General features: G+C 48.2%; 24 protein-coding genes and 1 riboswitch. Of the genes, 16 read left to right on the top strand and 8 right to left on the bottom strand.

Going from position 1 to position 24,546, the window contains the following annotated elements:
* Window positions 1-56 precede the first annotated feature (56 nt).
* Complete coding sequence (locus ACED36_RS02165; protein WP_016960984.1) at window positions 57-482, top strand: GFA family protein; 426 nt, start codon at window positions 57-59, stop codon at window positions 480-482.
* A 145-nt stretch (window positions 483-627) separates the two neighbouring features.
* On the opposite strand, the gene ACED36_RS02160 is transcribed toward ACED36_RS02165, so the two are convergent.
* On the bottom strand, window positions 628-1,782 hold the full coding sequence (locus ACED36_RS02160; protein WP_371732688.1) for a DUF5666 domain-containing protein: 1,155 nt from the start codon (window positions 1,780-1,782) through the stop codon (window positions 628-630).
* A 417-nt stretch (window positions 1,783-2,199) separates the two neighbouring features.
* Here ACED36_RS02160 and ACED36_RS02155 point away from each other — a divergent pair, with 417 nt between their 5' ends.
* A complete protein-coding gene (locus ACED36_RS02155; protein ID WP_016960982.1) occupies window positions 2,200-2,394 on the top strand; it encodes a hypothetical protein in 195 nt (64 codons plus the stop codon).
* 148 nt (window positions 2,395-2,542) lie between these two features.
* Here the strand turns inward: ACED36_RS02155 and ACED36_RS02150 are convergent, their stop codons facing one another.
* Complete coding sequence (locus ACED36_RS02150) at window positions 2,543-3,613, bottom strand: M28 family metallopeptidase (RefSeq protein ID WP_017003603.1); 1,071 nt, start codon at window positions 3,611-3,613, stop codon at window positions 2,543-2,545.
* 352 nt (window positions 3,614-3,965) lie between these two features.
* On the opposite strand from ACED36_RS02150, the gene ACED36_RS02145 reads away from it, so the two are divergent.
* From ACED36_RS02145 to ACED36_RS02130, 4 genes are all read left to right on the top strand, one after another.
* A complete protein-coding gene (locus tag ACED36_RS02145) occupies window positions 3,966-4,271 on the top strand; it encodes a DUF6482 family protein (protein ID WP_016960980.1) in 306 nt (101 codons plus the stop codon).
* Window positions 4,272-4,412: 141 nt separating this feature from the next.
* Complete coding sequence (locus ACED36_RS02140) at window positions 4,413-5,675, top strand: mechanosensitive ion channel family protein (RefSeq protein WP_017003602.1); 1,263 nt, start codon at window positions 4,413-4,415, stop codon at window positions 5,673-5,675.
* 301 nt (window positions 5,676-5,976) lie between these two features.
* Complete coding sequence (locus ACED36_RS02135; RefSeq protein ID WP_017003601.1) at window positions 5,977-6,393, top strand: GNAT family N-acetyltransferase; 417 nt, start codon at window positions 5,977-5,979, stop codon at window positions 6,391-6,393.
* A gap of 451 nt (window positions 6,394-6,844) precedes the next feature.
* Window positions 6,845-7,684, top strand: a complete 840-nt coding sequence (locus ACED36_RS02130; RefSeq protein WP_017003599.1) for a triacylglycerol lipase — start codon at window positions 6,845-6,847, stop codon at window positions 7,682-7,684.
* A 263-nt stretch (window positions 7,685-7,947) separates the two neighbouring features.
* Here the strand turns inward: ACED36_RS02130 and ACED36_RS02125 are convergent, their stop codons facing one another.
* From ACED36_RS02125 to ACED36_RS02115, 3 genes are all read right to left on the bottom strand, one after another.
* Window positions 7,948-8,229, bottom strand: coding sequence for a TfoX/Sxy family DNA transformation protein (locus ACED36_RS02125; RefSeq protein ID WP_241819143.1), 282 nt, complete (start codon window positions 8,227-8,229; stop codon window positions 7,948-7,950).
* A gap of 109 nt (window positions 8,230-8,338) precedes the next feature.
* A complete protein-coding gene (locus ACED36_RS02120) occupies window positions 8,339-8,914 on the bottom strand; it encodes a YdeI family protein (protein WP_016960975.1) in 576 nt (191 codons plus the stop codon).
* Between the two features lie 99 nt (window positions 8,915-9,013).
* Entirely contained in the window at window positions 9,014-9,229 is a 216-nt protein-coding gene (locus tag ACED36_RS02115) for a TIGR02450 family Trp-rich protein (RefSeq protein ID WP_017003598.1), read from the bottom strand.
* A gap of 401 nt (window positions 9,230-9,630) precedes the next feature.
* A riboswitch (guanidine-I (ykkC/yxkD leader) is annotated at window positions 9,631-9,774 on the top strand.
* A 56-nt stretch (window positions 9,775-9,830) separates the two neighbouring features.
* Here ACED36_RS02115 and ACED36_RS02110 point away from each other — a divergent pair.
* From ACED36_RS02110 to ACED36_RS02075, 8 genes are all read left to right on the top strand, one after another.
* Window positions 9,831-10,934: a putative urea ABC transporter substrate-binding protein gene (locus ACED36_RS02110; RefSeq protein ID WP_016960971.1), complete on the top strand. Its 1,104-nt coding sequence runs from the start codon at window positions 9,831-9,833 to the stop codon at window positions 10,932-10,934.
* 9 nt (window positions 10,935-10,943) lie between these two features.
* Window positions 10,944-11,768, top strand: coding sequence for an ABC transporter permease (locus ACED36_RS02105; protein ID WP_017003596.1), 825 nt, complete (start codon window positions 10,944-10,946; stop codon window positions 11,766-11,768).
* A complete protein-coding gene (locus ACED36_RS02100; RefSeq protein ID WP_016960969.1) occupies window positions 11,768-12,625 on the top strand; it encodes an ABC transporter ATP-binding protein in 858 nt (285 codons plus the stop codon). Before ACED36_RS02105 ends, ACED36_RS02100 begins: the two co-directional genes overlap by 1 nt.
* A gap of 41 nt (window positions 12,626-12,666) precedes the next feature.
* Window positions 12,667-13,392, top strand: coding sequence for an urea amidolyase associated protein UAAP1 (locus ACED36_RS02095; RefSeq protein WP_371732687.1), 726 nt, complete (start codon window positions 12,667-12,669; stop codon window positions 13,390-13,392).
* Between the two features lie 10 nt (window positions 13,393-13,402).
* Window positions 13,403-14,047 carry an urea amidolyase associated protein UAAP2 gene (locus tag ACED36_RS02090; protein ID WP_371732686.1) on the top strand — a complete coding sequence of 215 codons (645 nt, stop codon included), beginning with the start codon at window positions 13,403-13,405 and terminating at the stop codon, window positions 14,045-14,047.
* A 124-nt stretch (window positions 14,048-14,171) separates the two neighbouring features.
* Entirely contained in the window at window positions 14,172-17,837 is a 3,666-nt protein-coding gene (gene uca, locus ACED36_RS02085; RefSeq protein WP_371732685.1) for an urea carboxylase, read from the top strand.
* Window positions 17,837-19,597, top strand: coding sequence for an allophanate hydrolase (gene atzF / locus ACED36_RS02080; protein WP_371732684.1), 1,761 nt, complete (start codon window positions 17,837-17,839; stop codon window positions 19,595-19,597). Before uca ends, atzF begins: the two co-directional genes overlap by 1 nt.
* A gap of 103 nt (window positions 19,598-19,700) precedes the next feature.
* Complete coding sequence (locus tag ACED36_RS02075; protein WP_371732683.1) at window positions 19,701-20,138, top strand: DUF4156 domain-containing protein; 438 nt, start codon at window positions 19,701-19,703, stop codon at window positions 20,136-20,138.
* Between the two features lie 115 nt (window positions 20,139-20,253).
* On the opposite strand, the gene ACED36_RS02070 is transcribed toward ACED36_RS02075, so the two are convergent.
* Complete coding sequence (locus ACED36_RS02070) at window positions 20,254-21,441, bottom strand: PLP-dependent aminotransferase family protein (protein ID WP_371732682.1); 1,188 nt, start codon at window positions 21,439-21,441, stop codon at window positions 20,254-20,256.
* A 112-nt stretch (window positions 21,442-21,553) separates the two neighbouring features.
* Between ACED36_RS02070 and ACED36_RS02065 the strand changes: the two genes are divergently transcribed.
* Entirely contained in the window at window positions 21,554-22,423 is an 870-nt protein-coding gene (locus ACED36_RS02065) for a GyrI-like domain-containing protein (RefSeq protein ID WP_371732681.1), read from the top strand.
* An 86-nt stretch (window positions 22,424-22,509) separates the two neighbouring features.
* Here ACED36_RS02065 and ACED36_RS02060 read toward each other — a convergent pair whose 3' ends face one another.
* On the bottom strand, window positions 22,510-23,118 hold the full coding sequence (locus ACED36_RS02060) for a YitT family protein (RefSeq protein ID WP_371732680.1): 609 nt from the start codon (window positions 23,116-23,118) through the stop codon (window positions 22,510-22,512).
* 270 nt (window positions 23,119-23,388) lie between these two features.
* Between ACED36_RS02060 and ACED36_RS02055 the strand changes: the two genes are divergently transcribed.
* Window positions 23,389-23,871, top strand: coding sequence for a permease (locus ACED36_RS02055; RefSeq protein WP_371732679.1), 483 nt, complete (start codon window positions 23,389-23,391; stop codon window positions 23,869-23,871).
* A 66-nt stretch (window positions 23,872-23,937) separates the two neighbouring features.
* Here ACED36_RS02055 and ACED36_RS02050 read toward each other — a convergent pair whose 3' ends face one another.
* On the bottom strand, window positions 23,938-24,516 hold the full coding sequence (locus ACED36_RS02050) for a cupredoxin family protein (protein WP_371732678.1): 579 nt from the start codon (window positions 24,514-24,516) through the stop codon (window positions 23,938-23,940).
* Between the last annotated feature and the right edge of the window lie 30 nt (window positions 24,517-24,546).

Genomic DNA, 24,546 nt, shown 5'->3' with positions numbered 1-24,546 from the left:
CACTGCTTGTGCGCGCGCGCATGATGAAAGTGACATCATATTTTAAGGAATGAATAATGGAAGGGTCAGACAAAACACGCGCAAGTTGCCTTTGCGGAAGCGTTAAAGTTGAGGTTGGTGAAGTGAACCCGAACTTCACCGTGTGCCATTGCGATACGTGCCGTTCATGGGGTGGGGGGCCGTTGTTTGCCGTTCAATGCGGAACCGACGTTCAGTTTGAAGGCTCAGAGATGATTAAAGAGTATGAGTCGTCACCTTGGGCAACGCGTGGCTTCTGCGGGAAATGTGGCACTCATCTATTCTATCGTTTGAATAAAACGGGCAGCTACAACATGCCTTTGGGTTTGATCCCTGAGTTAAGTGATTTGGTGATGTCTATGCAGTATTTTAGCGATCAACGCCCAGACTATTACTGCTTTTCAAATGAATCCAAAGAAATGACCAAGGCAGAAATCGAGGTGTATTTCGCGTCGTTGGTGTGAATGAACGCTTTTTTTTCAATCGATGTGATTGTCCGCTTATTACGCCTCAGTTCGTTAACCGTATACGTGGGATTCAAACACCAAACATGGAAAAGGGGCTTTCGCCCCTTTATTTATGTTTGTCGTTTTGATTCAGAGGTTCGACTTAGTCGTCTTCTCTTTCAATCTCACGCGCAACATAATCACCGCTGATGATCACGCCTTCAACTTCTAGACGTTCACCTTCAAGAGTATCTATGGTTAGGCCGTCGTCAAAGCGAGTTTGAGCATCGATGTAGATAGTTTGTTCTTTACCTTTGACCTTGATAACGAATGTTTCGTCTTCGGTATTCACGTTTGATGCAGTGCCTTCGGTTTCAAATTCAAACGCATCCCAATCAAAGTCAAAATCAACGTCGTCTTCAAACTCGATTTCTTTGGCAATCAGCTTGTCGCCTTTTTTGATGTAATCGACTTCCACTTCAGCGCCGATGCGCAGAGAGGATTTGTCGCCATCGTCGTATTTGGTCGATGGGTGAATATCAAAGGTGCCGCGATAGTTCACTTCAAACGCACTCTTGTCTGTCGCTACCCAAGTGACAACACCTTCAATCTCGCCTTCACCATGGACGTCGTTGTAGTTTTTGAGTTTGATCTTTTCGGCGGTCAATACACCGTTATCTTCGTTGTAACCACCAATCACCTCAACCCAGGTGCCATTGCGCAGTTTCTTTGGATTGTTAACGAGGTTTTGATCAAACAACACGGTTAGCGATTTACCAATTTTAAAAGTGCCGTTGTTGAAATCAATGGATGAAATGCGGCCTTCGGCTTCCGCCAACCCGTCTTGATCAAAGTCGAATCTAATCACAGACAAGACTTTGTAGCTGTCGTTCGCGCTTGGGAGGGAAGAGACCATCACCCAGTCACCGTTTTGAATGCGTGGTGAAAGGGCGGCAAAGCTTAACTCAATGCCATTAATGGTAAATGTGCCTTCAGGTTCGCCGATTTTTTCAATACGACCGGTAAACGTTGGCTCAAGCTCAATGTGAGCGCCAGTTTGTGCGCGTGAGGCCATATTTGCATTGACCATCATATTGGTTTCAAGCATTTCTGTTTGAATGGTTGCGCCACGATATTGAACGCTATTTACCTGATACTGATGCCCGTTAACCGTCACGGTATTTCCTGAAATCTGTTCGATCTTGCCTTCTACTGATGCTGGCGTTGTTGGTTGAGTTGTTGTATTGCCGCCGTCGCTACCGCCACCACAGGCAGTCAGAGCCAGGGCTAGCAGGGGGATCATTGCGTATCGTTTCATTCAAAAGTCCCTAAAAGACAAAGTGCTTAATTTTCGGCGCGGAATCTATCACAGCAGTTGTGCGTGAAAATCAGGGTGAATGTCAGGGTTTTGTCAGATGTGATATTGGTTCAAATTGCTTGGCGTTATAAGTGTTTGATTGCTTACAAAAACAGCATGAGTGTCAGGGTTAGTGCGGTGATGTTTGTCGATCATACTCGTCGTGTCTCTAAGTTGAGCGCATGACTCACCGATGAAACTCGTATTCATTTTGGGTGTTTATTGGCTGGAGTGACGCTGCTTGAGATGTAAAACTCTTACTCTCAAGGTTTTGTGATCAACAAAGAGACATCTGTTTTGATTGGTGGTACTACAGTTCAATTGAAGTTAATCAGGCGGGTTGTCATTAAGATTATTTAGGCGAAAAGAGAGCGGCAGATGAAAGTCCAAAACTACCTTAAATCCTATGATGATTTTTTTGAAGCTATCGACACCCAACTTGTCGATGGTATGTATGTGATTGAGCGGCGGCGACCACGTGAACGCAGAGATAATCGCGTGAGGTTTCAGGGGTACGATCGCCGGAACAGTGCAGATCGCCGCGATACGATTATCATCGATGAATACATATAGGCGTTAAACGAGCAGTGAACGTGCTGGCGTTGATAATAGGATCATGAACTCATCGACGATGAGCGAGACAATGGATATATAAAAACGGTGCCTGATGGCACCGTTTTTCGTTTGGGTTAGCGCTTTGGTTTCAGTGTATTTCGGTTTGTCACTTCACCCATTTGTTCGCTTCAAGGGCAAAGGTTTCTAGCACTTGAATGTTTTGGTTCAGCTGCGTTTGTAATCTGTCTTTAAACAGTGGGGTTAGGGTATCCAAGCGGTCAAACTTGGTGTGCCAAATTTTACCCCAATGCTTCTCTTCTTCACGGTTACACGCACTAAGAGTCTTGTCGTCAAAGCAACTCCAGAGCGCGTCATTGGTGGTTTGTGAATATCCGTCATTCCCTTCTTCACCATCAATGGCAAAGTTCGTGGCTTCAAGGTATCCGATAGGAATGCCGCCACATGCAAACGGTGCATGATCAGACCAATTGCCTGTTTCACCCTCAGGGTATCCTTCAAAGGTGGGGTGAAGTTTGTGGCCATTTTCTTTGTAGAGTTGATCAGAAACCGCTTTCAAGCCTGACCGAACAGATGTGTCGCCCGTGTAATTGGCTTTTCTCACATAGTCACATTTGTACGGCGTGGAGTGAGCGCTGTGAACATAGAGTTTGTCGCCGCCAATGATGGTGTCGAGGTTGATCATGCCGACGACATTATCGAGTGCACCCGTTTTATTCACATAATACTTAGAACCATTGAGGCCAAACTCTTCTGCACCAAATGCGATTAAGCGAACTGTGTAGGGAAGTTGTTTCCCTTTTAGATCTTTCGCCATGGCGAGTAGGGCAACAACGCCGGAGCCATTGTCCGTCGCACCGAGTGAGCCTTTTTCATCGCCTTTGGTGTCGTAATGCGCGCCAATAACCAGCACTTTTTCGGACTGGCCGGGGATATCGACCATCACGTTCTCAGACTTCAGTACTTTTCCATCAAGCTCGAAAGAGAAGGGTTGAGTGGTGACTTTGTAACCGGATTTTTTCCATTGTTCTGCAATCCAATCTGCGGTTTGTTTTTCCTGTGGTGTGCCAACGCGTCTGGCTCCAATGCCATTGGTTTCATCGGTTAATGCAACGAGTTGATCCCATGCGTAGTCGTCTGCAAACGCTGCGCCGGAGACAAACACCGTGCCTGAGAGTAAGAGTGTGCCGCAAAGGACGGTTGTGATCGTATTTTTCATGATGATTTCCGTATCGGTGATTATTTATTATGTGTCGATTTTAGTGGAGCACAGATTGGTCTAATTTCCTTGGGTGTGAAGCCCAAAAAACACGGACGAACAGGGTTTCAAAGCCCATTCTTATTGACATGACGCTTTGTCCCATAAGTGGGGTGTGTTGAGAATATTGCACTGTTGCTTTGAGATATTTTGCCCAAATTTTCAGCGTTCGTATTGCCTGTTAGCTGCGAGGGCGGTGTGATGTCTCTGAGGCACAGGGAATGTTGGAGAGAAATTAAACCTTATATGACTGGTGCGCGTAATGATGGGTTATCGCCAATGAATGCAAGAAATAACCAATAGAGGGCAAGCGATGAAAATGACACTGAGAGCGTTGGCAACACTCAAAAGCATAGACACCTTGATTATCCACTCACTCGACCTGTGTTTGTATCAAGCGTCAGTGATCATCGAGGGCGAGGAATTCTTGGTCACGGATGATATTGGTAACTTGATCCGCGCTCATTCGTTGCTAGAAATTCAAAAGCAGTGTCAGAACGTGAAAGCGAAATCGCAGGTGATGCGCCAAGAAAGTGCTTATGACGAGATGGTTGGCGGCCCCGAAAAAGGCGATGGAAATCGATTGGAAGTGCTGATCAGTGATAACAAGTTGTATTAATTGAACGAAACCAACCCAGTATCAAAACTGCCTCACCACAGATGAAATGTGCCTGATAGGCTTAGAACCGAGTGACTGACAAGACGTTTCATACTGAATATTGTTGTTGCTCAGGACACATTCATCGCAGAGAGGGCATATATGTTAGATCACGGGGTTCGTCAGTACGTCACCGACAAGTTAGCGTCAATGGGGGTCGACAGCGATCCTTATGGTACAGAGCCCACCATCATCTTCCTTCTTGCTGCGGTCGGGGTGGCAGTGATTAGCTATTTGATCGTGTACAAGATCATTGTGCGAACGGTCAATTTTGCCATTAGCAAAAACAAAAAATCATGGGGAAACAGCCTGATCAACCATGAAGTGTTGGAAAAAATTGCCTTGCTTGTTCCCATCATGATCCTCGACTTGCTGATTCCTCCCATTCTCGCGCATCACCCTTCATTAGAAACATTATCTGACCGATTGCTTGGTGTGTCCGTGTTGGTGATGTTCATCTGGATGATGTTTGCTCTGTTAGATGCGCTGCATGAAATTGCGGTTAACAAAGGCGTGACCCGCAGAATGCCCGTAAAGAGCTTTGTTCAGCTCATCAAGCTGTTCACTTTTTTTGTCGGTATTGTGGTGTCGGTATCTATCCTCGCCAATGAATCCCCGGTGATTTTCCTTAGTGGTTTAGGCGTGGCAACAGGCTTGGTCATGTTGGTGTTCAAAGACACCATTTTGGGATTTGTTGCGGGCATTCAGCTTGCAGCAAACCGCATGGTGAGCCTCAATGACTGGATTGAGATGAATGATTACGGCGCGAATGGCTCGGTGGAAGAAGTGTCGCTCACGACAGTTAAAGTACGAAACTTCGACAACACAGTCACCATGTTACCTGCGTATGCGCTGGTACAGAACGCGTTCATCAACTGGCAGGGCATGTCCGATTCCGGTGGGCGACGTATTATGCGCTCGGTGAACATTGACCTGAGCTCGATTAGATTTATGACCGAGGAGGAAATTGAAGCCTTAAAAGAGATTCGAATACTGCGCGAATTTCTGTTTGAAAAATCGCGAGAGATTAAAGAGTTCAATGAGAACTTAGAAGATGTTCATCATGCCGCTAACCTTCGCCAAATGACGAATGTGGGTGTGTTTCGGGCTTACCTCACAACGTATCTTCGTTCTCACAAAGACATCCACCATTACATGCTCTTTATGGTGCGCCAACTTGCCCCAACGGCAGAGGGGTTACCACTGCAAATCTACGCTTTTACCAATAATACGGATTGGGTCTTTTACGAAGGTGTTCAAGCCGATATTTTTGACCATATCTACGCAATAATGCCAATGTTCGGACTGAGACCTTTCCAAGCTTTTGGTGGGCATGATGCCGGCAGAATTGGTTTGAAAGAGTAGTGTTTCTCGCGTTGAGCTAGAAGGAGAAGAGCTGTCGGGCAAAGACGAAATCGTCTCATCGTAGGGTACGCCCGACAGCATGTTCGATGGGGTGAATATAATGACTAACCTGCTGAAATAATGAGATATTCAACACGGTTTTTAATTGTGTCGTCATCGTGAACGTATCTTTATGTACTGCGCTGGTATTTCTGAATTTTCTTATTGACCAATTGGTTAGTATGTTGTTGTTTTTATTCTTGCTATTATCGGCAATAGCGACTTTTTTGACCAACAATAACGCTCACAAGGAAAGTGAAGATTGAACATTCAGCAAATCAACTGGCAAGAGGCCATCCCCATTCGGCATCAAGTGCTTTGGCCTGACAAGCCACCCGTGTTTTGTGAATTAGACGGCGATGAAACGGCATTGCATTTGGGCGCGTTCATAAAAGGGCAGCTTGTTTGTGTCGCGTCAGTGTTCTTTGATGGTAGCCGTGCGCGGTTGAGAAAGTTTGCCACGCTGCAAAGCTATCAAGGGCAGGGCATCGGCGCTGAAGTGCTTTCTGCGCTGCTAAGTGGAAACGTGCTCAAAGACCGAGGAGTTGAGGTGTTTTGGTGCGATGCGCGTGAATCTGCCATGCGGTTGTATCAACGCTTTGGTATGTCGCCAGAAGGCGAGCGTTTTTACAAAGGTGATATCCCTTATTTCAAAATGAGTGTACGGCTGGAGCATTGATGCGCTCGCTAAAGTAAGCGCCAGTGAAACAGAACAGTGCAAACAGTGCACTACAACAGCGCCCCAGCCAGAGATGAAAGTCAGGTAATTTAATTTTTTGTGTTTAAAATCAAACAAATAAAAAAGTGGCAAGGGGCTTGCTATAAGAGAAGTGTGCGTAAGGCACATGTCCTACAGACAATAAACGTTTACTCCTTGCTGTAAAGATATTTGTTTCTCTGGTCAATCGTCCTCGTGACGGTTGACAGAGAAACTTTTTTTTACTTTTCCGTCGATGCATCTCAACGCCCTTTTTTCCCTGTCTTTTCTTTGCCTTTTCATTGCGTTGTGTGTCGAAAAACCTTTCTTTGCTGCTGTAGCTATATATAGACACCTTGAATGGCTATGCCAATCTACGCTTTTCTTATATTCCGTGCTGCGTACGGCAAAATATAAAAAAGAAGGTGAAAAGATGGCAAAGGTAATCGTATTGATTCACGGGCGCTCGAATAAGCCAGCGCCTGCGACATTAAAAGACAATTGGATTGAAGCCATTCAAGAGGGGCTGAGAACTACCACTTCTTTAACTTCGTTAGGGGATATCAACGTTGAAATGGCGTATTACGCCGATCTCCATTATACCGGCGGCCCCGTGAACGATGTTGATAACAGTGAGCCTTATAAAGAAGCCGCACTGGGTAGTATTAAGCGTTACAAAAAGGGCTTTTTCGATAGGATCAGAAAGCTATCTGGCGATTGGATTGAAGGCGTGGTTGATAGCGTTGAAGAGTACAGCGGCGTGTTTTCTCATCTTGCGCGAAGTGTCGCCAAGAAATTACTGAGAGATTTGGGCAAGTATTATAGCCAACCTACTTTCCGCCGCAGTGTGAACAATCGTTTGGAAGATATCTTAAAGAAACATCGTGACGACGAAGTGATTTTGGTCTCCCATTCTATGGGCACCATTATTGCCTATGAAGTGCTTCGTGATATGGGTAAAACAGGCTATCAAATTGATCACTTTATCACCATGGGCTCACCACTTGGCATGGCAGCAGTGCAGGGCAACATGCTGAATCATCGTAATCAACTGCGCACTCCGTCTTGCGTGACAAAGTCTTGGGCGAACTTCTCTGATCCTGGTGACTATGTGTGCATTGATACCCACTTAGCGGATGATTACAGCCGCAACAGCACGAATATTGGGGTGAAGGATCATTTGGTCTGCAATGATTACCCGAACAATGAGCATAAATCTTACGGTTATCTGCGAACCCCTGAGTTCTCTGAACACTTGGCGTCGTTACTGTAGTCGTTATTATTGCTGAAGCCATTTGTAATGGGCATCGCCATTCATCGTGTTTAAAAGAAAGTGCCGACGAATGTGTCGGCTTCTCTTGTTAGATTACCGCTAGATGCCCACACATTGAGCTCGAATTTACCGTGTAAATCGGCTGAGAATAGATCGTCTTTGAGAGTCTTGTGGCTGTTAGTTGAACGGGGAATGCGATGGTCCCAGAATGGAGCAAACGTCAAACGTCAAACGTCAAACGTCAAACGTGAAACAATGTGGTATTACTTTGGCGCTAATCCCATATCATCAAGCCTGTATATTATTTCCTCTCTACGCGTTTTTGCCACTTCTTGCCAATGAATGCCTTCGCGAGCGCCTATAATTGCGTAAATAGAATTTAATCCCGTGCCTTTAACGTTTAATTTTAGTTGCTTATATAACTCAAAAGGGTCAATGGCCATAAAGTCTTCGACAGTGTTAATATCCACTTCTGCTAAAATCTCTTCGCTCTTAGGTCCGAAACCTTTTAAATCCCTTAATCGCATCTGAACCTCAATGGTCACCTCACGCCCATTTTAGGCGCTGATAATGGTTAGTTAACATGTTGAAGAATGAAAACAGTTACCTGTTTATAGTCCTGCTGGTTGGCTTGTTCTCTCTGGTGAGTGACACTTATGCAGGCTTTTTCTCATCAACAAGCATGCTCATAAATTTTGCAAATCGCTTTAGTCGAGTTTCGGGTTTCTTTGCACTTGTTAAACCGTAGGCGATGGTATAACGATTTGATTTTGTAAGTTTTTCGTAAAACGCTTTTGCTTTCGGCTGGTTTTCAAGAGCAGCGATAAAATCAGCAGGTACTTCCATTTCACTTACCACATAAGCTTTTTCCCAACGACCATCAGCTTTCGCTGCACGAACATGTACAAGCCCAGGCTCCATCATCCTACGTTGGTTGATTAAACGTTCAACATGCTCTGTGTTTCTCTTTGACCAGTTACTTCGGGTTGTTCTGGGCGTAATGCGTTGAAGATAGGCTTGATCATCCATTGATTTCTTAATGCCATCTATCCAACCCCAGCATAAAACCTCTATGACTACATCATTCCAGGTGACACTTTGAAGTCCTGAATTTTTCTTGTATATCTTTACCCAAAGCTCACTTTCAGTTGCGTGATTTACTTTAAGCCACTCACCGAGATCTTCCGGTGTTTCAAATGTCATGATTTTCAATGGATCGGGTTCAGGCATCTCGATAGATTCTCTTAGACACAACGTCGTTTTGAATTTATTAGCGTGACTATCCCAGCTCGTTCTGTTGATTGCTAGATGTGCTTGATTGAGCCATCGTTATTTCCAACCTTGAACCCATTTCTCACTATTTTTTAGGTCTGTCCAATCAATGGGGTACGCATTTTTCGACAGCACTGCTTCGAGTTGACACGAAATCACTGAACCGTCTTCTTCAAACTCAATGTCTGAGATCAGAAAATGCTTTTCTCGATTCATCGGTTTCACTGCTGTCCATTTGCTGTTTCGTAACTTGGCTGGATTGATTTGATTCACATGTACTCCATAGGTGTCAGTGTCAGTGTTGGTTTGGGTCTATCTGGAAACCGTTCAATGATTACGGTTCTTCAGCCATTTAAGTTCAGTCAATCTATGGGATGTTTTGGCAAAAAAGGTGAATAGCGTTGAGGTGGCTTGCTCGGTGGGCTTCGGTGATGCACTGACAGAAGATATTTCGGTGTAAATCGGTGCAACTCACGCACTGAATTGGCGCATCGATAGTCGATGAAATACGAGAAAACCTCCTTAAAATTATATTAATCAATAAGATGAAAATCTGGCAAGGCATTTGCTTTTATCGAAACAGTAGCGAGCCAAAGATGTATCGGTGAATGGTGATTTAACATCAACACTACGTAGCGTTAATACTAGATTTCGTTAGCGCTAGACGACAATTTGCAATAGATAACTAGGGTTCCGGCTGTTTCTTCTCTTCGTCAATGTATCGCGGTTAATTGCCCGAACGAAGAAGGTCACGGTGTCTGGTCCGAGAGTTGTCAACCTCACTTGAGGTCACACGGAGGGATAAAAGCCCGGGAGATGAAATCGATATCTCTTTGGCTCCATCCCGTTTGTGAAACTCAAGGTAGAGGTAGTTATGTATACGTTCTCATCAATACTCCGCAATATTTCATCAACCCGAAAAACCATCTCACGTTTGATCCTGAGCGTTGCTGTCTGTTTCTCTTTTCTATCAAGCCCAGCGATAGCGGAAGACAAGCCTACGTTTCGTCTTGCTTGGTCAATCTATGTCGGTTGGATGCCGTGGGACTACGGCAACAATGCAGGGATCATCAAAAAGTGGGGCGACAAATACGGCGTTAACATCGATGTGGTGCAGGTGAACGATTACATCGAGTCGATCAACCAATACACCGCCGGTTCGTTTGATGCCACTGTGATGACTAACATGGATGCACTAACTATTCCGGCTGCCAGCGGCGTAGATTCCACCGCACTGATTGTGGGTGATTTCTCAAACGGTAATGACGGCATCGTGCTGAAAAGTGCTGACAAGCTCGCTGATATCAAAGGCCAACGGGTCAACTTGGTAGAGTTGAGTGTTTCTCATTACTTGTTGGCTCGTGCGCTTGAAACTGTCGATATGACCGAGCGTGATGTCACTGTGGTGAATACCACTGACGCTGATTTGGTGCCTGCATTTGTGACCGAAGACGTGACGGCTGTGACGACGTGGAACCCCTTACTGGCTGAAATCATCAAAATGCCAAACGCCAACAAAGTGTTCGATTCTTCCATGATCCCTGGCGAAATCATTGACCTTTTGGTGGTGAACACAGACACCTTGGCGCAGCATCCTGAGCTGGGTAAGGCACTGACGGGCGCATGGTATGAAATTATGGCGACCATGCAACAGGACAACGAAGCAGGCGCTAAAGCACTCGAGTTTATGGCTGCCGCTTCCGGTACGGACTTGGCGGGCTACAAAGACCAACTCGCATCGACCAAAATGTTCTACAAACCCGCTGACGCTGTTGCGTTTACTGAATCTGCCGCACTGAAAGACACCATGGCGAAAGTGGCTGAATTCTCTTTCAAGCATGGTTTACTGGGAGAAGGCGCACCGGATGCCGGTTTCATCGGTATTGAAACGCCAGCGGGTGTGTTCGGTGATGAACAAAACATCACGCTTCGCTTCAACCCGGATTACATGGCAATGGCGGCAGATAACGCGCTGTAAGGAAGCATGATGACTCGGATTATTAACCGAAAGCCTTCCGCGTTTGGGCGCACTGTTCTGGCCTGTTTGCCCTTTGTTCTTCTGATCGCCGCCTACATGGTGGCATCAGATGCGCGATTGGCGATTAACCCCAACGACAAGTTACTGCCGTCGTTTGACAGTATTGCAGCCGCGATTGATCGCATGGCTTTTGAGCCGAGCAAACGTACTGGCGATTACTTATTGTGGGTCGATACGTGGGCGAGCTTACAGCGCTTGTTTCTGGGCGTGGGGATCAGCGGGTTATTGGCGCTGGTGATTGGTGTGGCAAACGGCATGATCCCGTATGTGCGTGCGCCAATGTCTCCCATGGTTCGCGCCTTGTCGTTGATCCCGCCTATGGCGATTCTTCCCATTTTGTTTATCGCGTTGGGGTTGGGTGAACTGTCTAAGGTGATGCTGATTATCATTGGGATTACACCGATGATGATCCGCGATCTTCAGCTACGCACCGAAAGCCTTCCTGCCGAACAAATCATCAAAGCCCAAACCTTGGGCGCAAACTCTTGGACGCTCATGCTTCGCGTTGTCCTTCCGCAAGTGATGCCTCGGCTCATTGAAGCTGTGCGACTGACGCTTGGCAGCGCATGGCTGTTTTTGATTGCCGCGGAAGCCATTGCTGCGACGGAAGGGTTGGGTTATCGCATCTTTTTGATTCGCCGTTACTTGGCGATGGATGTGATTTTGCCATACGTGCTGTGGATTACGATTTTGGCGTTCTTGATGGATTGGGCCTTACAGAAATTGTCAGCCCATCGTTACCCATGGTTTCACGCACAGGGAGGGAAATCCTAATGAGTGAATCAGCAAGCAACACGTCGAACAGCCAAGGGCCAAAGCCGATTGTTGATGGCAATGCGTCAATGATGGAAGCCAACACGCCGATCATCGAAGCAAAAGGTCTTTGGAAAGAATATGGCAGCCATGTGGTGATTGAACGCCTCAACATCAAAGTGATGGCGGGGGAGTTCATCAGTATTTTGGGTACGTCGGGCTGCGGGAAATCAACTTTTCTCAACATGCTGCTCGGCACTCAAGCTCCTTCACGTGGTCAATTGCTGCTTGATGGCGAACCGCTGAGTTCTGAACCGGGGCCGGAGCGCGGCATTGTGTTCCAAAAGTATTCGGTGTTTCCACACATGACCGCGTTGCAAAACATCATGGTGGCGGATGAGCTAGAAATGAGTCGCTTAACAGGCCGAATATGGGGCAGTGGTCGCGCCGTGTTGCGAGACAAAGCGATGGCGCAGCTCGACAAGCTTGGATTGGCGCACGCGGCAGATAAGTATCCAGCAGAAATGTCAGGCGGTATGCAGCAGCGACTTGCCATTGCTCAGGCATTGATGAAAAAGCCGCGCATTTTATTGCTCGATGAACCCTTCGGCGCGCTCGACCCCGGTATTCGTAAAGACATGCACGAACTGATCAACCAAATCTGGCAAGAGCAGAATCTCACCATTTTTATGATCACTCACGATTTACACGAAGGCTTCAAATTGGGCTCGCGTCTTTGGGTGTTCGACAAACCACGATTCGACCCACAAGCGCCAGAGCGTTTTGGTTCGCAAGTCACGTTTGATATCCCACTCAATTCAACCGGACAAGACGCGCTGATTGCCAGTTTACAGGCCAAGCAGCAAGACGTGGCCTGAGCTGGGAATATTTCGCAAGTGAATAGCAAGGAGAGCAATAAATGGAACTGAAGAATTTGTTTTATCACCGGTATCTCGGTGGTCAACACGGCGGATTAGAAATCCCAGCAGGCCATAGCCTGCGTTTAACGGACGTGGAAGGTGGCGCGAATGCGAGCTTACTGCTGTTCAACCCACGCAACCCGTTAGAGCGCATTAACTTGCCTGACACCCTCAAATGCCAGCACACCTTCAAGCTGACGGCAGGCAATTGTGTCTATTCCGACATGGGACGAATTTTCTGCTCCATCGTGCAAGACGATACGGGCTGGATCGACAGCGTCGGCGGCTTGAGTAACAAAAACCATGTGGCCAAGGTATGGGGCGAGCGTAATTACCAAAGTGATCGCAACGATTGGCTGCAAAATGGTCATGACGCCATGCTGGTGGAAATGGCGAAATTTGGGCTTGGCCTGCGTGATTTGGCCGCCACGCTCAATGTCTTCAGCAAGGTCGAAACCACCGATGATGGTCAGCTCACCTTTGTGCAAAGACACAGCAAAGCAGCCTCAGTGGTTGAACTGCGTTTTGAAATGGACACCATCGTTTTGTTTAGCACCTGCCCGCACCCGATGAATGAAGCCGTGGTTTATCCGCGCAATCCGGTTGATGTCGAAATGGTGAAATCTTTTCCGGTTGAGGCAGATGATGCTTGTCTAAATCATTGTGATGAAAACCGCCGTGGATTTCTCAACACTCGCCAATATCAGCCTGTACTCGTCGATTAAGGAGAATGACATGATCAAAGAGAGTGATTTTAAAATGGATACCGCCATTTCTCGTGAGGTGGTCGATGCGGGTGACTACTACTTCAAAGTGGTGAAAAAAGGCGAACGTGTTCGCATTACCGATCTGGAAGGCAATCAGGCAGCGGATACCTTGTTCTACAACGCCAATAATCCCACGGAGCGTTATAGCGCCATGGATACCTTGCGTGAGCAGGGCAACGCCTACCTCACTGCTGAATCTGTGTTGATGTCGAATTTGTCGAACCCGATGCTCGAAATTGTGGCTGATACGTGCGGGCGTCACGACACCCTCGGTGGCGCATGCTCTACCGAAAGCAACACCGTGCGCTATGCGCTGGAGAAACGTTGTATGCATGCTTGCCGAGACTCTTGGCTGTTGGCGGTGGCAGAGCACCCTGAGTATGGCCTGACTAAGCGCGACATTAGCCACAACATCAACTTCTTTATGAATGTGCCTGTCACCGCCGAAGGGGGGCTGACCTTTGCCGATGGCATCAGTGCGCCGGGTAAATACGTGGAACTGGAAGCGAAAATGGACGTGATTGTGTTGGTGTCGAATTGCCCCCAATTGAATAACCCGTGCAACGCGTATAACCCAACACCCGTTGAAATTTCGGTGTGGGAAGCGGCGTAAGTTCGTACGGTAGACACAAAGAATAAGGTAAGGGACGACCCTAACGCCATCGGGTTCACTCACCGTGTTGGCGACAGACTTTCGGTCTTAATTCGGGACGACCCGACGAATTGAAGGCAAAGCTATGTTTAACAAGAACACTTTTTCTAACAAAAACAGCATGTTCAACAAAGTGTTGATTGCAAACCGTGGTGCGATTGCATGTCGGATCATCCGCACATTAGATGAAATGGGTGTGGCGAGTGTGGCGGTTTATCACGAAGACGATGCAGGCAGCCTGCATACGCGAAACGCCACAGAAGCCTTTAGCCTCGGTGAAGGCAGCGCCGCTGAAACCTATCTCAACATGAACAAAATCATCGCTATTGCCAAAGAAGCGGGCGCAGAAGCGATTCATCCAGGTTACGGTTTTTTAAGTGAAAACCCCGATTTTGTGGCAGCGTGTCAGCAAGAGAATCTGGTGTTCCTCGGCCCAACCAGTGACCAAATTAATCAGTTTGGCTTAAAGCATACCGCTCGTGAACTGGCGGAGCAGGCGAATGTGCCCCTGCTTCCCGGTACGGGCTTGCTGGAAAGCGTTGAAGAAGCGATTGCTAACGCTGAAACCATGGGCTATCCCATCATGCTGAAAAGCACCGCCGGTGGCGGTGGTATCGGCATGCGTTTTTGCGAAAATGCAGAACAGTTAACCGATGCGTTTGATGCCGTAAAACGTCTGGGTGAAGCCAACTTCAGCCATAGCGGCTTGTTCATGGAAAAATTCATCACAGCGGCACGCCACATTGAAGTGCAAGTGGTGGGTGACGGCGAAGGCAATGTGATTGCCCTTGGTGAACGTGATTGCTCCGCGCAGCGACGTAACCAAAAAGTGATGGAAGAAACACCCGCCCCAAATCTGGACGATGAAACCCGTCAAGCATTGCAACAGACGGCGATTCAGCTGGCGGAATCGGTCAATTATCGCAGCGCGGGTACGGTGGAATTTATTCTTGATCAGTCCACGCAGCAGTTCTATTTCCTCGAAGTCAATACCCGTCTGCAAGTGGAGCATGGCGTCACTGAAATGATCTTTGGCGTCGATATTGTCAAGCTGATGGTGGAAATTGGCGCGGGCGAATATCACGCAAGTTGGGTGGAAACGAAAGCCGCCAAACCACATGGTCACGCGATTCAGTTCCGTTTGTACGCGGAAGATCCAAACCGACAGTTTCAGCCATCGACAGGGTTGATCACGACATTGGCCTTCCCTGAGGGCATTGATGCAAACCGCGTGATCACACAAGAAAACGGCAGCACAGTACGGATTGATACCTGGGTGGAGGCGGGCGTAGAAGTCAGTCCGTTTTTTGACCCTATGATTGCCAAAGTCATGGTGCACGGGGGCGATCGCCAAAGCGCACTGGAAGATATTGCTGAATTATTGAATAGCACTCATCTGTATGGCATTGAAACTAATTTGGCTTATTTAGCTCAGCTTGCTGTTGAACCTATGGTGAAGCAGGGTACTGTGCTGACATCGAGTCTCGCTGGGTTCAATTATCAACCATCGACGGTGGATGTATTGGCGAGCGGGACACAAACGACGGTTCAAGACTATCCCGCGCGCAGTGGCTATTGGCATGTCGGCATTCCGCCATCGGGCCCAATGGACAGCCTGAGTTTTCGTCTCGGGAATCAATTGCTCGAAAATGCAGAGACGTGTGCGGGTTTAGAAATCATCGCTAATGGCCCGATGCTGCGCTTCAACCAGCCGACTCAAGTGGTCGTAACGGGCGCTGACATCAATGTGAAATGCAACGGTGCGGACGCGCCTATGTGGACGGTACTGGATATTGAAAAGGGCGATACGCTTGCGCTTGGTGCGATGACAGGTGAGGGGGCTCGCGCGTATCTTCTGATCAGAGACGGGTTTGATTGTCCTGAATATCTCGGCAGCCGTTCGACGTTTACCTTGGGGAAATTCGGGGGGCATGGTGGCCGCGCGTTAATGGCGGGTGATGTGCTTCATCTTCATCCCGTTGAACACGATAAAAGCCTGACTGGCAAAACCATGGTTAAACCCGATCTGGGCATGACGCATACATTGCGCGTGATTTACGGCCCGCACGGTGCGCCTGATTTCTTTACTGAAAATGACATTTCGGCGTTTTTTGATGCGGAATGGGAAGTGCACTTTAACTCCAGCCGCACGGGTGTGCGTCTTATCGGGCCAAAACCTGAATGGGCGAGAACCGACGGCGGTGAAGCAGGGCTGCATCCATCGAATATTCACGATAACGCTTATGCGGTAGGTACGGTCGATTTCACGGGAGATATGCCTGTGATTTTAGGGCCAGATGGCCCAAGCCTAGGAGGCTTTGTCTGTCCGGCGACCATTATCAAAGCGGATTTGTGGAAAATGGGGCAACTAAAAGCCGGCGACAAAGTGCGCTTCCAGTCTGTCACTATGTTTGATGCCGAAGAAGCCGAGAAACATCAACGCCTCGCAATTGCCCAGTTACAAACCCAAGAACTTCCACTCGCGGCTTTCATGCCAACTACGCCTGTGTTGAAAGAACTTGCTGCCGACAAATACGGTGAGACGGTGGTGTATCGCCCAAGCGGTGAGGATTTCCTGCTGGTGGAATACGGCCCTCAAATGCTGGACATCCGCCTGCGTTTTCGTGTTCACGCTTTAATGATGACCTTGGAAAACATGGCCGTCCCCGCGATTAAAGAGCTGACGCCGGGTATTCGATCGCTGCAAGTGCATTACGACAACTTGCAGTCACCTTGCGAAGAAATGCTGGCGATCCTCGAACGTGCAGAAGCGGCTATCGGTGATATTTCACAGCTCACCGTGCCATCACGCGTGGTGCATCTTCCTTTGTCTTGGGACGATCCTTCTATCCAATTAGCGATGCGTAAATACGACGAAGTGGTACGAAAAAATGCGCCGTGGAGCCCGAATAATATTGAGTTTATTCGTCGTATTAACGGCTTGGACTGCATGGATCAGGTCAAGGACATCGTGTTTGATGCCAGCTATTTGGTGATGGGGCTGGGTGATGTTTACCTTGGCGCGCCTGTCGCGACGCCGATCGATCCTCGCCATCGTTTGGTGACCACCAAATACAACCCCGCGCGTACATGGACGCCTGAAAATGCCGTCGGTATTGGCGGCGCGTATATGTGTGTGTATGGCATGGAAGGGCCGGGTGGCTATCAGCTGATGGGGCGAACGCTCCAAATGTGGAATCGCTACGGAAAGAGCAAAGCTTTTGATAAACCTTGGCTGCTGCGCTTTTTCGATCAGATCCGTTTCTATCCGGTTTCCCACGAAGAACTGTCGGATATTCGTCGTGATTTCCCGCGCGGGAAATTTGACGTCCGCATCGAAGAAACCCGCTTCAGCCTTGCTGACTATGAAGCCATGCTTGAGCAAGAAAAGGCGTCGATCACCGCGTTCAAATCTCGCCAGCAACAGGCGTTCGATGAAGAGCGTCAGCGCTGGGAAGAAAGCGGTGAAGCCAACTTTGTTGCCGAAACGGTGGAAGAACAAAGCACGGCTGACGACATATTGGAAGATGGACAATTTACCGTTTCTAGCCAATTGGCGGGCAACGTGTGGCAATTGCTGGCAAAACCCGGCGATACCATTGAAATTGGCCAACCCCTCTTGATTGTTGAGTCGATGAAAATGGAAATCGAAGTCACCGCCACCCAATCGGGTCGCGTGGTGCACTATGCCAAAGCGGAAGGTGAGCAAGTGCGAGCAGGTCAAACATTGTTAATCATGGAGCAGATCTAATGGAATTCACGTCAATTCAAGCCTTGCTGGATGCCTACAAAAGCGGTGAGACGACGCCAGAGGCATACTTACGTCAGCAGTGGACGCAAGCCAAAGCTGACGTCAATCATTGTTGGATTTCGAATATCAGCGAAGCGCAATTAGATGGCTATATCAAAGCGCTCAAAAACAGCAACCCCGAACTAAAACCACTTTATGGCGTGCCATTCGCGATCAAAGACAATATCGACTTATTGGGGCTACCGACCACGGCGGCCTGCAAAGAATTCGCCTACTCGCCAGGCAGTTCAGCCTTTGTGGTACAGGCATTGATTGAAGCGGGCGCTGTGCCGTTAGGCAAAACCAACCTCGATCAGTTTGCCACGGGCTTAAACGGCACACGTAGCCCGTATGGCGCGTGTCAAAATAGTATCGACCCAACGTACATCTCAGGGGGGTCAAGTGCTGGCAGTGCCGTGTCTGTGGCATTGAAGCAGGTGTTGTTCTCTCTGGGGACAGACACCGCAGGATCAGGGCGTGTCCCCGCGGCGTTTAATCGCCTGGTGGGCATGAAAGCGAGTATCGGTCGAATTAGCTGTCGCGGCTTAGTGCCAGCATGCCGAACGCTGGATTGCATTACTGTGTTCGCACATTCGGTGGATGACATTGAACACGTGTTGCCCGTAGCTGGGCAATACGACCCGTCTGATTGCTATGCGAGAGACTTTTCTGACTCTGATTTAGAGGTCACTTATTCCTTCGATAAGCCACGCATTGGTGTGCCGCGTGATACCCAATTGGAATTCTTCGGCAACGATAATTACAGGCGTCGTTTTACCGAAAGCAAAGCCCAATGCGAAGCGTTAGGCGCAGAGTTAGTGGACGTGGATTTCAGTCCGTTTTTGGATGCGGCCAAGTTGTTGTATCACGGCCCTTGGGTTGCTGAGCGCTATGCCGGGATCAAAGCGTTTTTTGATGAACATGAAGCTGACTGCGACCCCGCAATTCAAGCCATTATTGGCGGCGCTCGTGGGTTAACAGCGGTAGATGCGTTCAATGCCCAATATCAACTTCAAGCATTGAAAAAACGTTGTGATGCGATTTTGAATTCTGTCGATGCCATATTGATCCCAACGGCAGGGAGTATCTACACCATTGAGGAAATGCAGGCTGACCCGATCCAGTTGAATACCAATTTGGGTTTCTACACCAATTTCATGAACTTGTTAGATTATGCTGCCATCGCTGTGCCTGCAGATGACGAATCCGAAAACATGCCATTTGGTATCACGCTGTTTTCAGACAAAGGCACTGAGCCAAAGCTCTTAGAAATGGCCAATGCGTACACGGGTAAGTCTCGCATTGAAGTCGGTGAGCGTATTCCAGAGTCCATGGTGATGGCTGTCTGTGGCGCACACATGGCGGGACTGCCGCTTAACCATCAACTGATCAGTCGCCAGGCTTCCTTTTTGGAGAAAAGACGCAGTGCCGCGCGATACCAGTTCTTTGCGTTGGCAGGAGAAGGGCCCAAGCGTCCGGGCATGGTGCGCACAAAAGAAGGTGGGAATCGCATTGAATTGGAACTTTGGGAGATGCCTACGGCACGATTCGGTGATTTTCTGGCGGGCATTCCAAGCCCGTTAGGTTTGGGAAAAGTTGAGCTAGATGATGGGACTTGGGTGACAGGTTTCATCTGTGAAGAAGCGGGTGCAGCCGGCGGGCGAGATATCTCTCATTTTGGTAGTTGGCGCGGTTTTTTAGCTTCAAAGAGCGATTCCTGATAAAGCCCATATAAGTCGGTGAATTCCGTCTGCTTATTTCGCTTGCTTTTACATCAACTCAGGATAAACTTCGCGCCCTTGAAACAGTAGAGACGCGTCTTAAATGAAAAAAATTTCGCTATGTGCAGCATGGGTTTCTGCTGCACTGTTATCGGGTTGTGTGACTTTCCCAACCCAAGAGTCAGAACAAGTCCAAGTGATTTGGGATGATATCAATGCGATTCAAGGATGTGAGCATAAAGGCACAGTGATCGGCTCAGAAGGGCATTTTTACGATTACTGGCTACACGCCGACAAAGACATGGTTTGGGGTACGCTAAACCAAATGCGTAAGAAAGCGGCAGAGAAAGGCGGCAACGTGCTGTATCTGTATCAACCGTTTGGTTTCTCAAGCTCTGTCACCATGTTTGGTAACGCGTATGCGTGCGACGTGGACGCGTCATTAGCGGCTGCGGCTGATGCTACAGAGAAAGCGGCGACAGAAACGACCGCAATCACAGTAGACGTTGCTGACACGTTTGAAGTGATCGACGCGAACTAATACACGTTCATGCGGTAACGTTAACATCATACGAAAAAGGGCATCGCAGAGAAATTTGCGGTGCCCTTTTTGTTCGCTGTTTTCTAGGGATCAGACGAAGGTGTGTGATGTCCCGTTATACGAAAACGGGCACTTCTTGATTGGTCACGGCGCTTAACTGTTCGCGCAGACCTGCTGCCAAACGCGTTACCGCTTCGGCAAGTTCTTCGTTTGTCGCGTTGGTGAAATTCAAACGCAGCGCGGCATCAGCGCTTTCTGGTTTCGGGTAGAAAACAGGGCTAGGGACAACCGCGACACCGTTACTGAGTAGCGATTTTGCCAGCGTAAAGGTGTCACACTCAGGCAGTGTTACCCAAACAAACATGCCACCATCAACGGCGTTCAATTCACACCCTTCAGGCAGCTTTTGCTGCAGTTCGCTAAACAAGGTTTCATAGCGAGATTTGTAGAGCGAGCGAATAGTATCAATGTGTTGATCGAAGTCTTTGTGTTCTAACAGGCCAAGCAGCAGGGCTTGCATTGGCACACTCGAATGCAGATCTGCGCCTTGTTTGACTTTAACCATCGGTTCGATATAGCTGCGTTTGCCCGTGACGACGCCAATGCGCAGGCCGGGAGACGCAATTTTCGAGAAAGAACGCAGAACAATCGAGTTTTGCGGGCAGAAATCAGACACCAACGGTAGGGCATCGCCAGCAAAACGCAGTTCGCGGTAAGGGGCATCTTCAATCAGTGCCACTTTGTATTTGATGCACAGCGCGGCGACTTGCTGACGTGTTTCTAGTGACCAGCACACCCCTGTTGGGTTGTGAAAATCCGGTACGGCGTAAAACATTTTTGGTGATTGCTCGGCAAAGCAGGTTTCTAGCGCAGTTAAATCAGGCCCGAATTCTGTTTGCGGCACGGTCACCATGTCAGCTTGTACCAAACCAAACACTTGCATTGCACCCAAATAGCTTGGTGCTTCCATTACGACTTTGTCACCAGGGTTCACGTAGGCGCGGGCAATCAAATCCAAGCCTTGTTGTGAGCCGGTACAAACCATCGCCATGTGGCTTTCTGGCAGTTCGAAATAGGTGTTGAGGAACGTGAGTAGTGGGCCATAACCCGCTGTCGCACCGTATTGAAATACCTCGGGCATGTCAGACAGGCCTTCGAGGGTGGCTTTCATCAGGTCGATAGGGAAGGTTTTCTCATCCGGCAAACCACCCGCGAGAGAGATAACGTTCTTATCTGACGCTGCGGCCAAAATCTCACGAATATAGGAAGAAGGGATTTGCTGAAGCGATGTTGCGATTTCCATATCAGTACCTGAACAACGTATGAATGACTTATCAAAAAATATTACAACGCATTGTGGTTTTTAGAATGTCCGTTTATGCTGTTCGATATGTCCGTTTATGCTATTTGGTCAAATGAGCCATCAACACATTTCCCGCATCAATGATGTGCTGTACTACATTCACAAAGATATTAGCCGCGATTTGCCCGCCAAAACCTTGGCAGATGTGGCTGCGTATTCGGAACAACACTTCCATCGTATTTTCAAAAGCGTGGTGGGCGAGTCGATTCATCAGTATATCCGCCGCACTCGCATGGAATATGCCGCCAATCAGCTGATGTTCGACATGCGATCATCCGTGCTTGAGATTGCCAACAAGTGTGGGTTTAACTCGGTGTCTTCGTTTAGTCGTGCATTCAAAGCCACGTTTGATGTCGCGCCGGGTGAATGGCGTAAACATGATATGCAGATAGCCAATAAGCCTTACTTGAAAGATCCCGATGTGGCAGCAGGTTATCTTCGTGTGGCTGATCTCAAATTGCCTTCGCCCAAAATTGTCGAAGTGCCAGAGCGTTTCGCCGCGTATGTACGCCATGTTGGCTATGACCGATCGATAAAAAACACATGGCGAATATTGCACGCATGGGCGAGTAGTGAAGGGCGTGATTTTTCACAGCAATTTGGTTTGCACCATTCAAACCCTGCATGGGTGGAACTGGATAAGTGTCGCTATGTTGCCTGCATTGCCATTGATGCGCCGATAAAAGTGCGCGGAGTCGTCAATCAATTGGTGGTGCCGGGCGGGTTACATGCGGTGTTTCGATTGCAGGGGGTGTACGGCGAACTGCTTCCCCAAATTAGCAAGGTGCTCGAGCAGTGGTTGCCAGCGTCTGGTTTTAAACTGGGCTCAACGCCTGCATATGTGCATTATCACCAAAACCATTTTCTCGATGAGCAGGAGCGCTTTGAGTTGGATTTCTATCTGCCAATTAGTTTTTTCTGATAACAAAAAGGCCACCGAGAAGGTGGCCAGTTCAAGCGCTATTTACTGTTTATCTAGAAGTAAAGAGATCGGATGACGATCAGGGTCTAAACAGCTTGCGATTTGGCCTGATAACGCCCAGGTTTGTGATTCATCGCTAAGATAAGGTTGGTGGTGATCGCGCCCAGTATCGACAATGCAATCAAGCTCAAATCCACAATGAACAGTGACATCACCACAATGGCGCAATCCAGCGCCATTTGCACCTTGCCAGCACGAATCCCAAAGCGTTCTTGAAGATACAGCGCGAGAATATTGAATCCGCCCAGACTCATTTTGTGGCGGAAGATCACCAACATGCCTGTTCCGATTAAGCCACCGCCAATCAGGGCTGCGTAAATGGGATCAATATGCGCAATATCAATAACGCGATACAGATGATCAACAGCCACTGAGACGATGCTGACCGCGATGAAAGTATTCAGCGTGAAACGCCAACCCATGCGCATGACTGACAGGATGTAGAACGGCAGATTGAGGGCGAAAAAGGCTTGGCCGAAACTTAAGACGCTCACTTTGGTGAGGAAGATGGCAAGGCCTGCCGTGCCGCCTGTCAGTAAGCCAACTTTGTTGAAGAAAATGACGCCCAGCGAGACGAGTGCGCTGCCAAGCAATAAGGCCAAGAGGTTTTCTCTGAGGCTATGATCTTTATCCATGTCTGATGATTCCTTTCTCTATTCCTGATCCCTGCGAATCCATAAATGTGCAGGTAATTGCAAAGTAAGATGCGGTTCTTGCTGACATTTGTCGAGAAACGGGCATGGATTTGCTTAAAAGAGGTGTTCAGCGAAATTTACACTGGGTGTTGCCGCAGTCCCGTATCTGGGATTTTCAAACAGTTTTAAAACGTGAGTTGTCATCTAGCACTACATTCTGTGTGGCGACATGGGTTTGCTGTTTTGTAAGGTATTTTGGCTGAGGTAAATATGTCACCCACGATTGAAGTAAAACTCAAAGACTCTCTGATATCCGCACTGATCAATGGGGTCATTAATGCAGTGATTGCCAGTTATACGTTTGGCTCTAAGGCATTGGTTCCGATGTCGTTGGATATGATTTCGACCAAAGAGCTATCAGTTTGGGGGCAAGCCGTCCCGCTGACGTTTGGCCTTGGCATTATTCTTTCGCTGATCACTGCGAAGGTGTTTGCGGGCAAGGTGAGCAAGGTGCATCCAGAACTCAAAGAGACAGTAACCAAGCCCATTTTCCCAACGCTTTTGGTTATCGCGATTAACAACGCGGCCTTTCTGTTTGGTTGGTTTGTGGTGCTAGCGATCCTTTGGACGCGCGTGTTCGGTGAGGTGTATGTTTCTTCTTGGTTAGCTTCGGCGCTGGTGGGTGTGTTTGCCGTGATTGTCACTGTGTTGGTTGAAACGCGAACCAAGAAAGCGGTACTGAAGGGGGAGTAAGATAAACCATAGCCGCATTGCTGCGGCTATGGTTAGTTTGCTATGACTGGGCTATCTCAAAGAAAGTTACAGTGTCACACTTTTTATCATGCCCGCTTCTGCATGGCCTGGGATGTTGCAGGCGAACTCAACGTTTTTATCACCGTGGAAGTGCCACAGCAGTTGTTTGGCTTTACCCGGTTTAACGGTGACAGTGCTGCCTGAATCGTGGGCGTGATGGCCTGTCATCGTTTTCATCATTTCGCGGTGTTTGAGTTGTTCGTCCATTGAGCCGATAGAAAACTCGTGGTCGATTTTACCCACGTTCATCACCACAAATTGCACCACGTCATTTGGCTCAATGGTCACGTCTTTCTTGAAGTTAATGCGCATGTCATCAGTCAAAATAACGTGAACCACTTTGTCGGGTTTTGCGCCATTTGCTGGCATACCCACTGCAGACATACCTTCCATGTTCATCATGCTCGAATGGTCCATCTTTGAATCATCCATGTCGCCGTGCCCCATGGCTGCGTGATCCATGGTTTCTTGTGGCTTCTTGCCATGATCCATCTTGCTGTGGTCCATTTTGGAATGATCCATGTCAGCTGCCATTACGCTCGTCGTGAAAATAGCCAGTGAAAGTGCAAGTAGTGTCTTTTTCATTGTGTTTTCCTTCCTAAAGTAGATATTCCG

The organism is Enterovibrio sp. FF113 (assembly GCF_041439165.1).
Taxonomy (GTDB): Bacteria; Pseudomonadota; Gammaproteobacteria; order Enterobacterales; family Vibrionaceae; genus Enterovibrio; species Enterovibrio norvegicus_A.
Note: the sequence above shows the minus strand (reverse complement) of the source record. Positions and strands in the feature narration are given on the sequence as shown.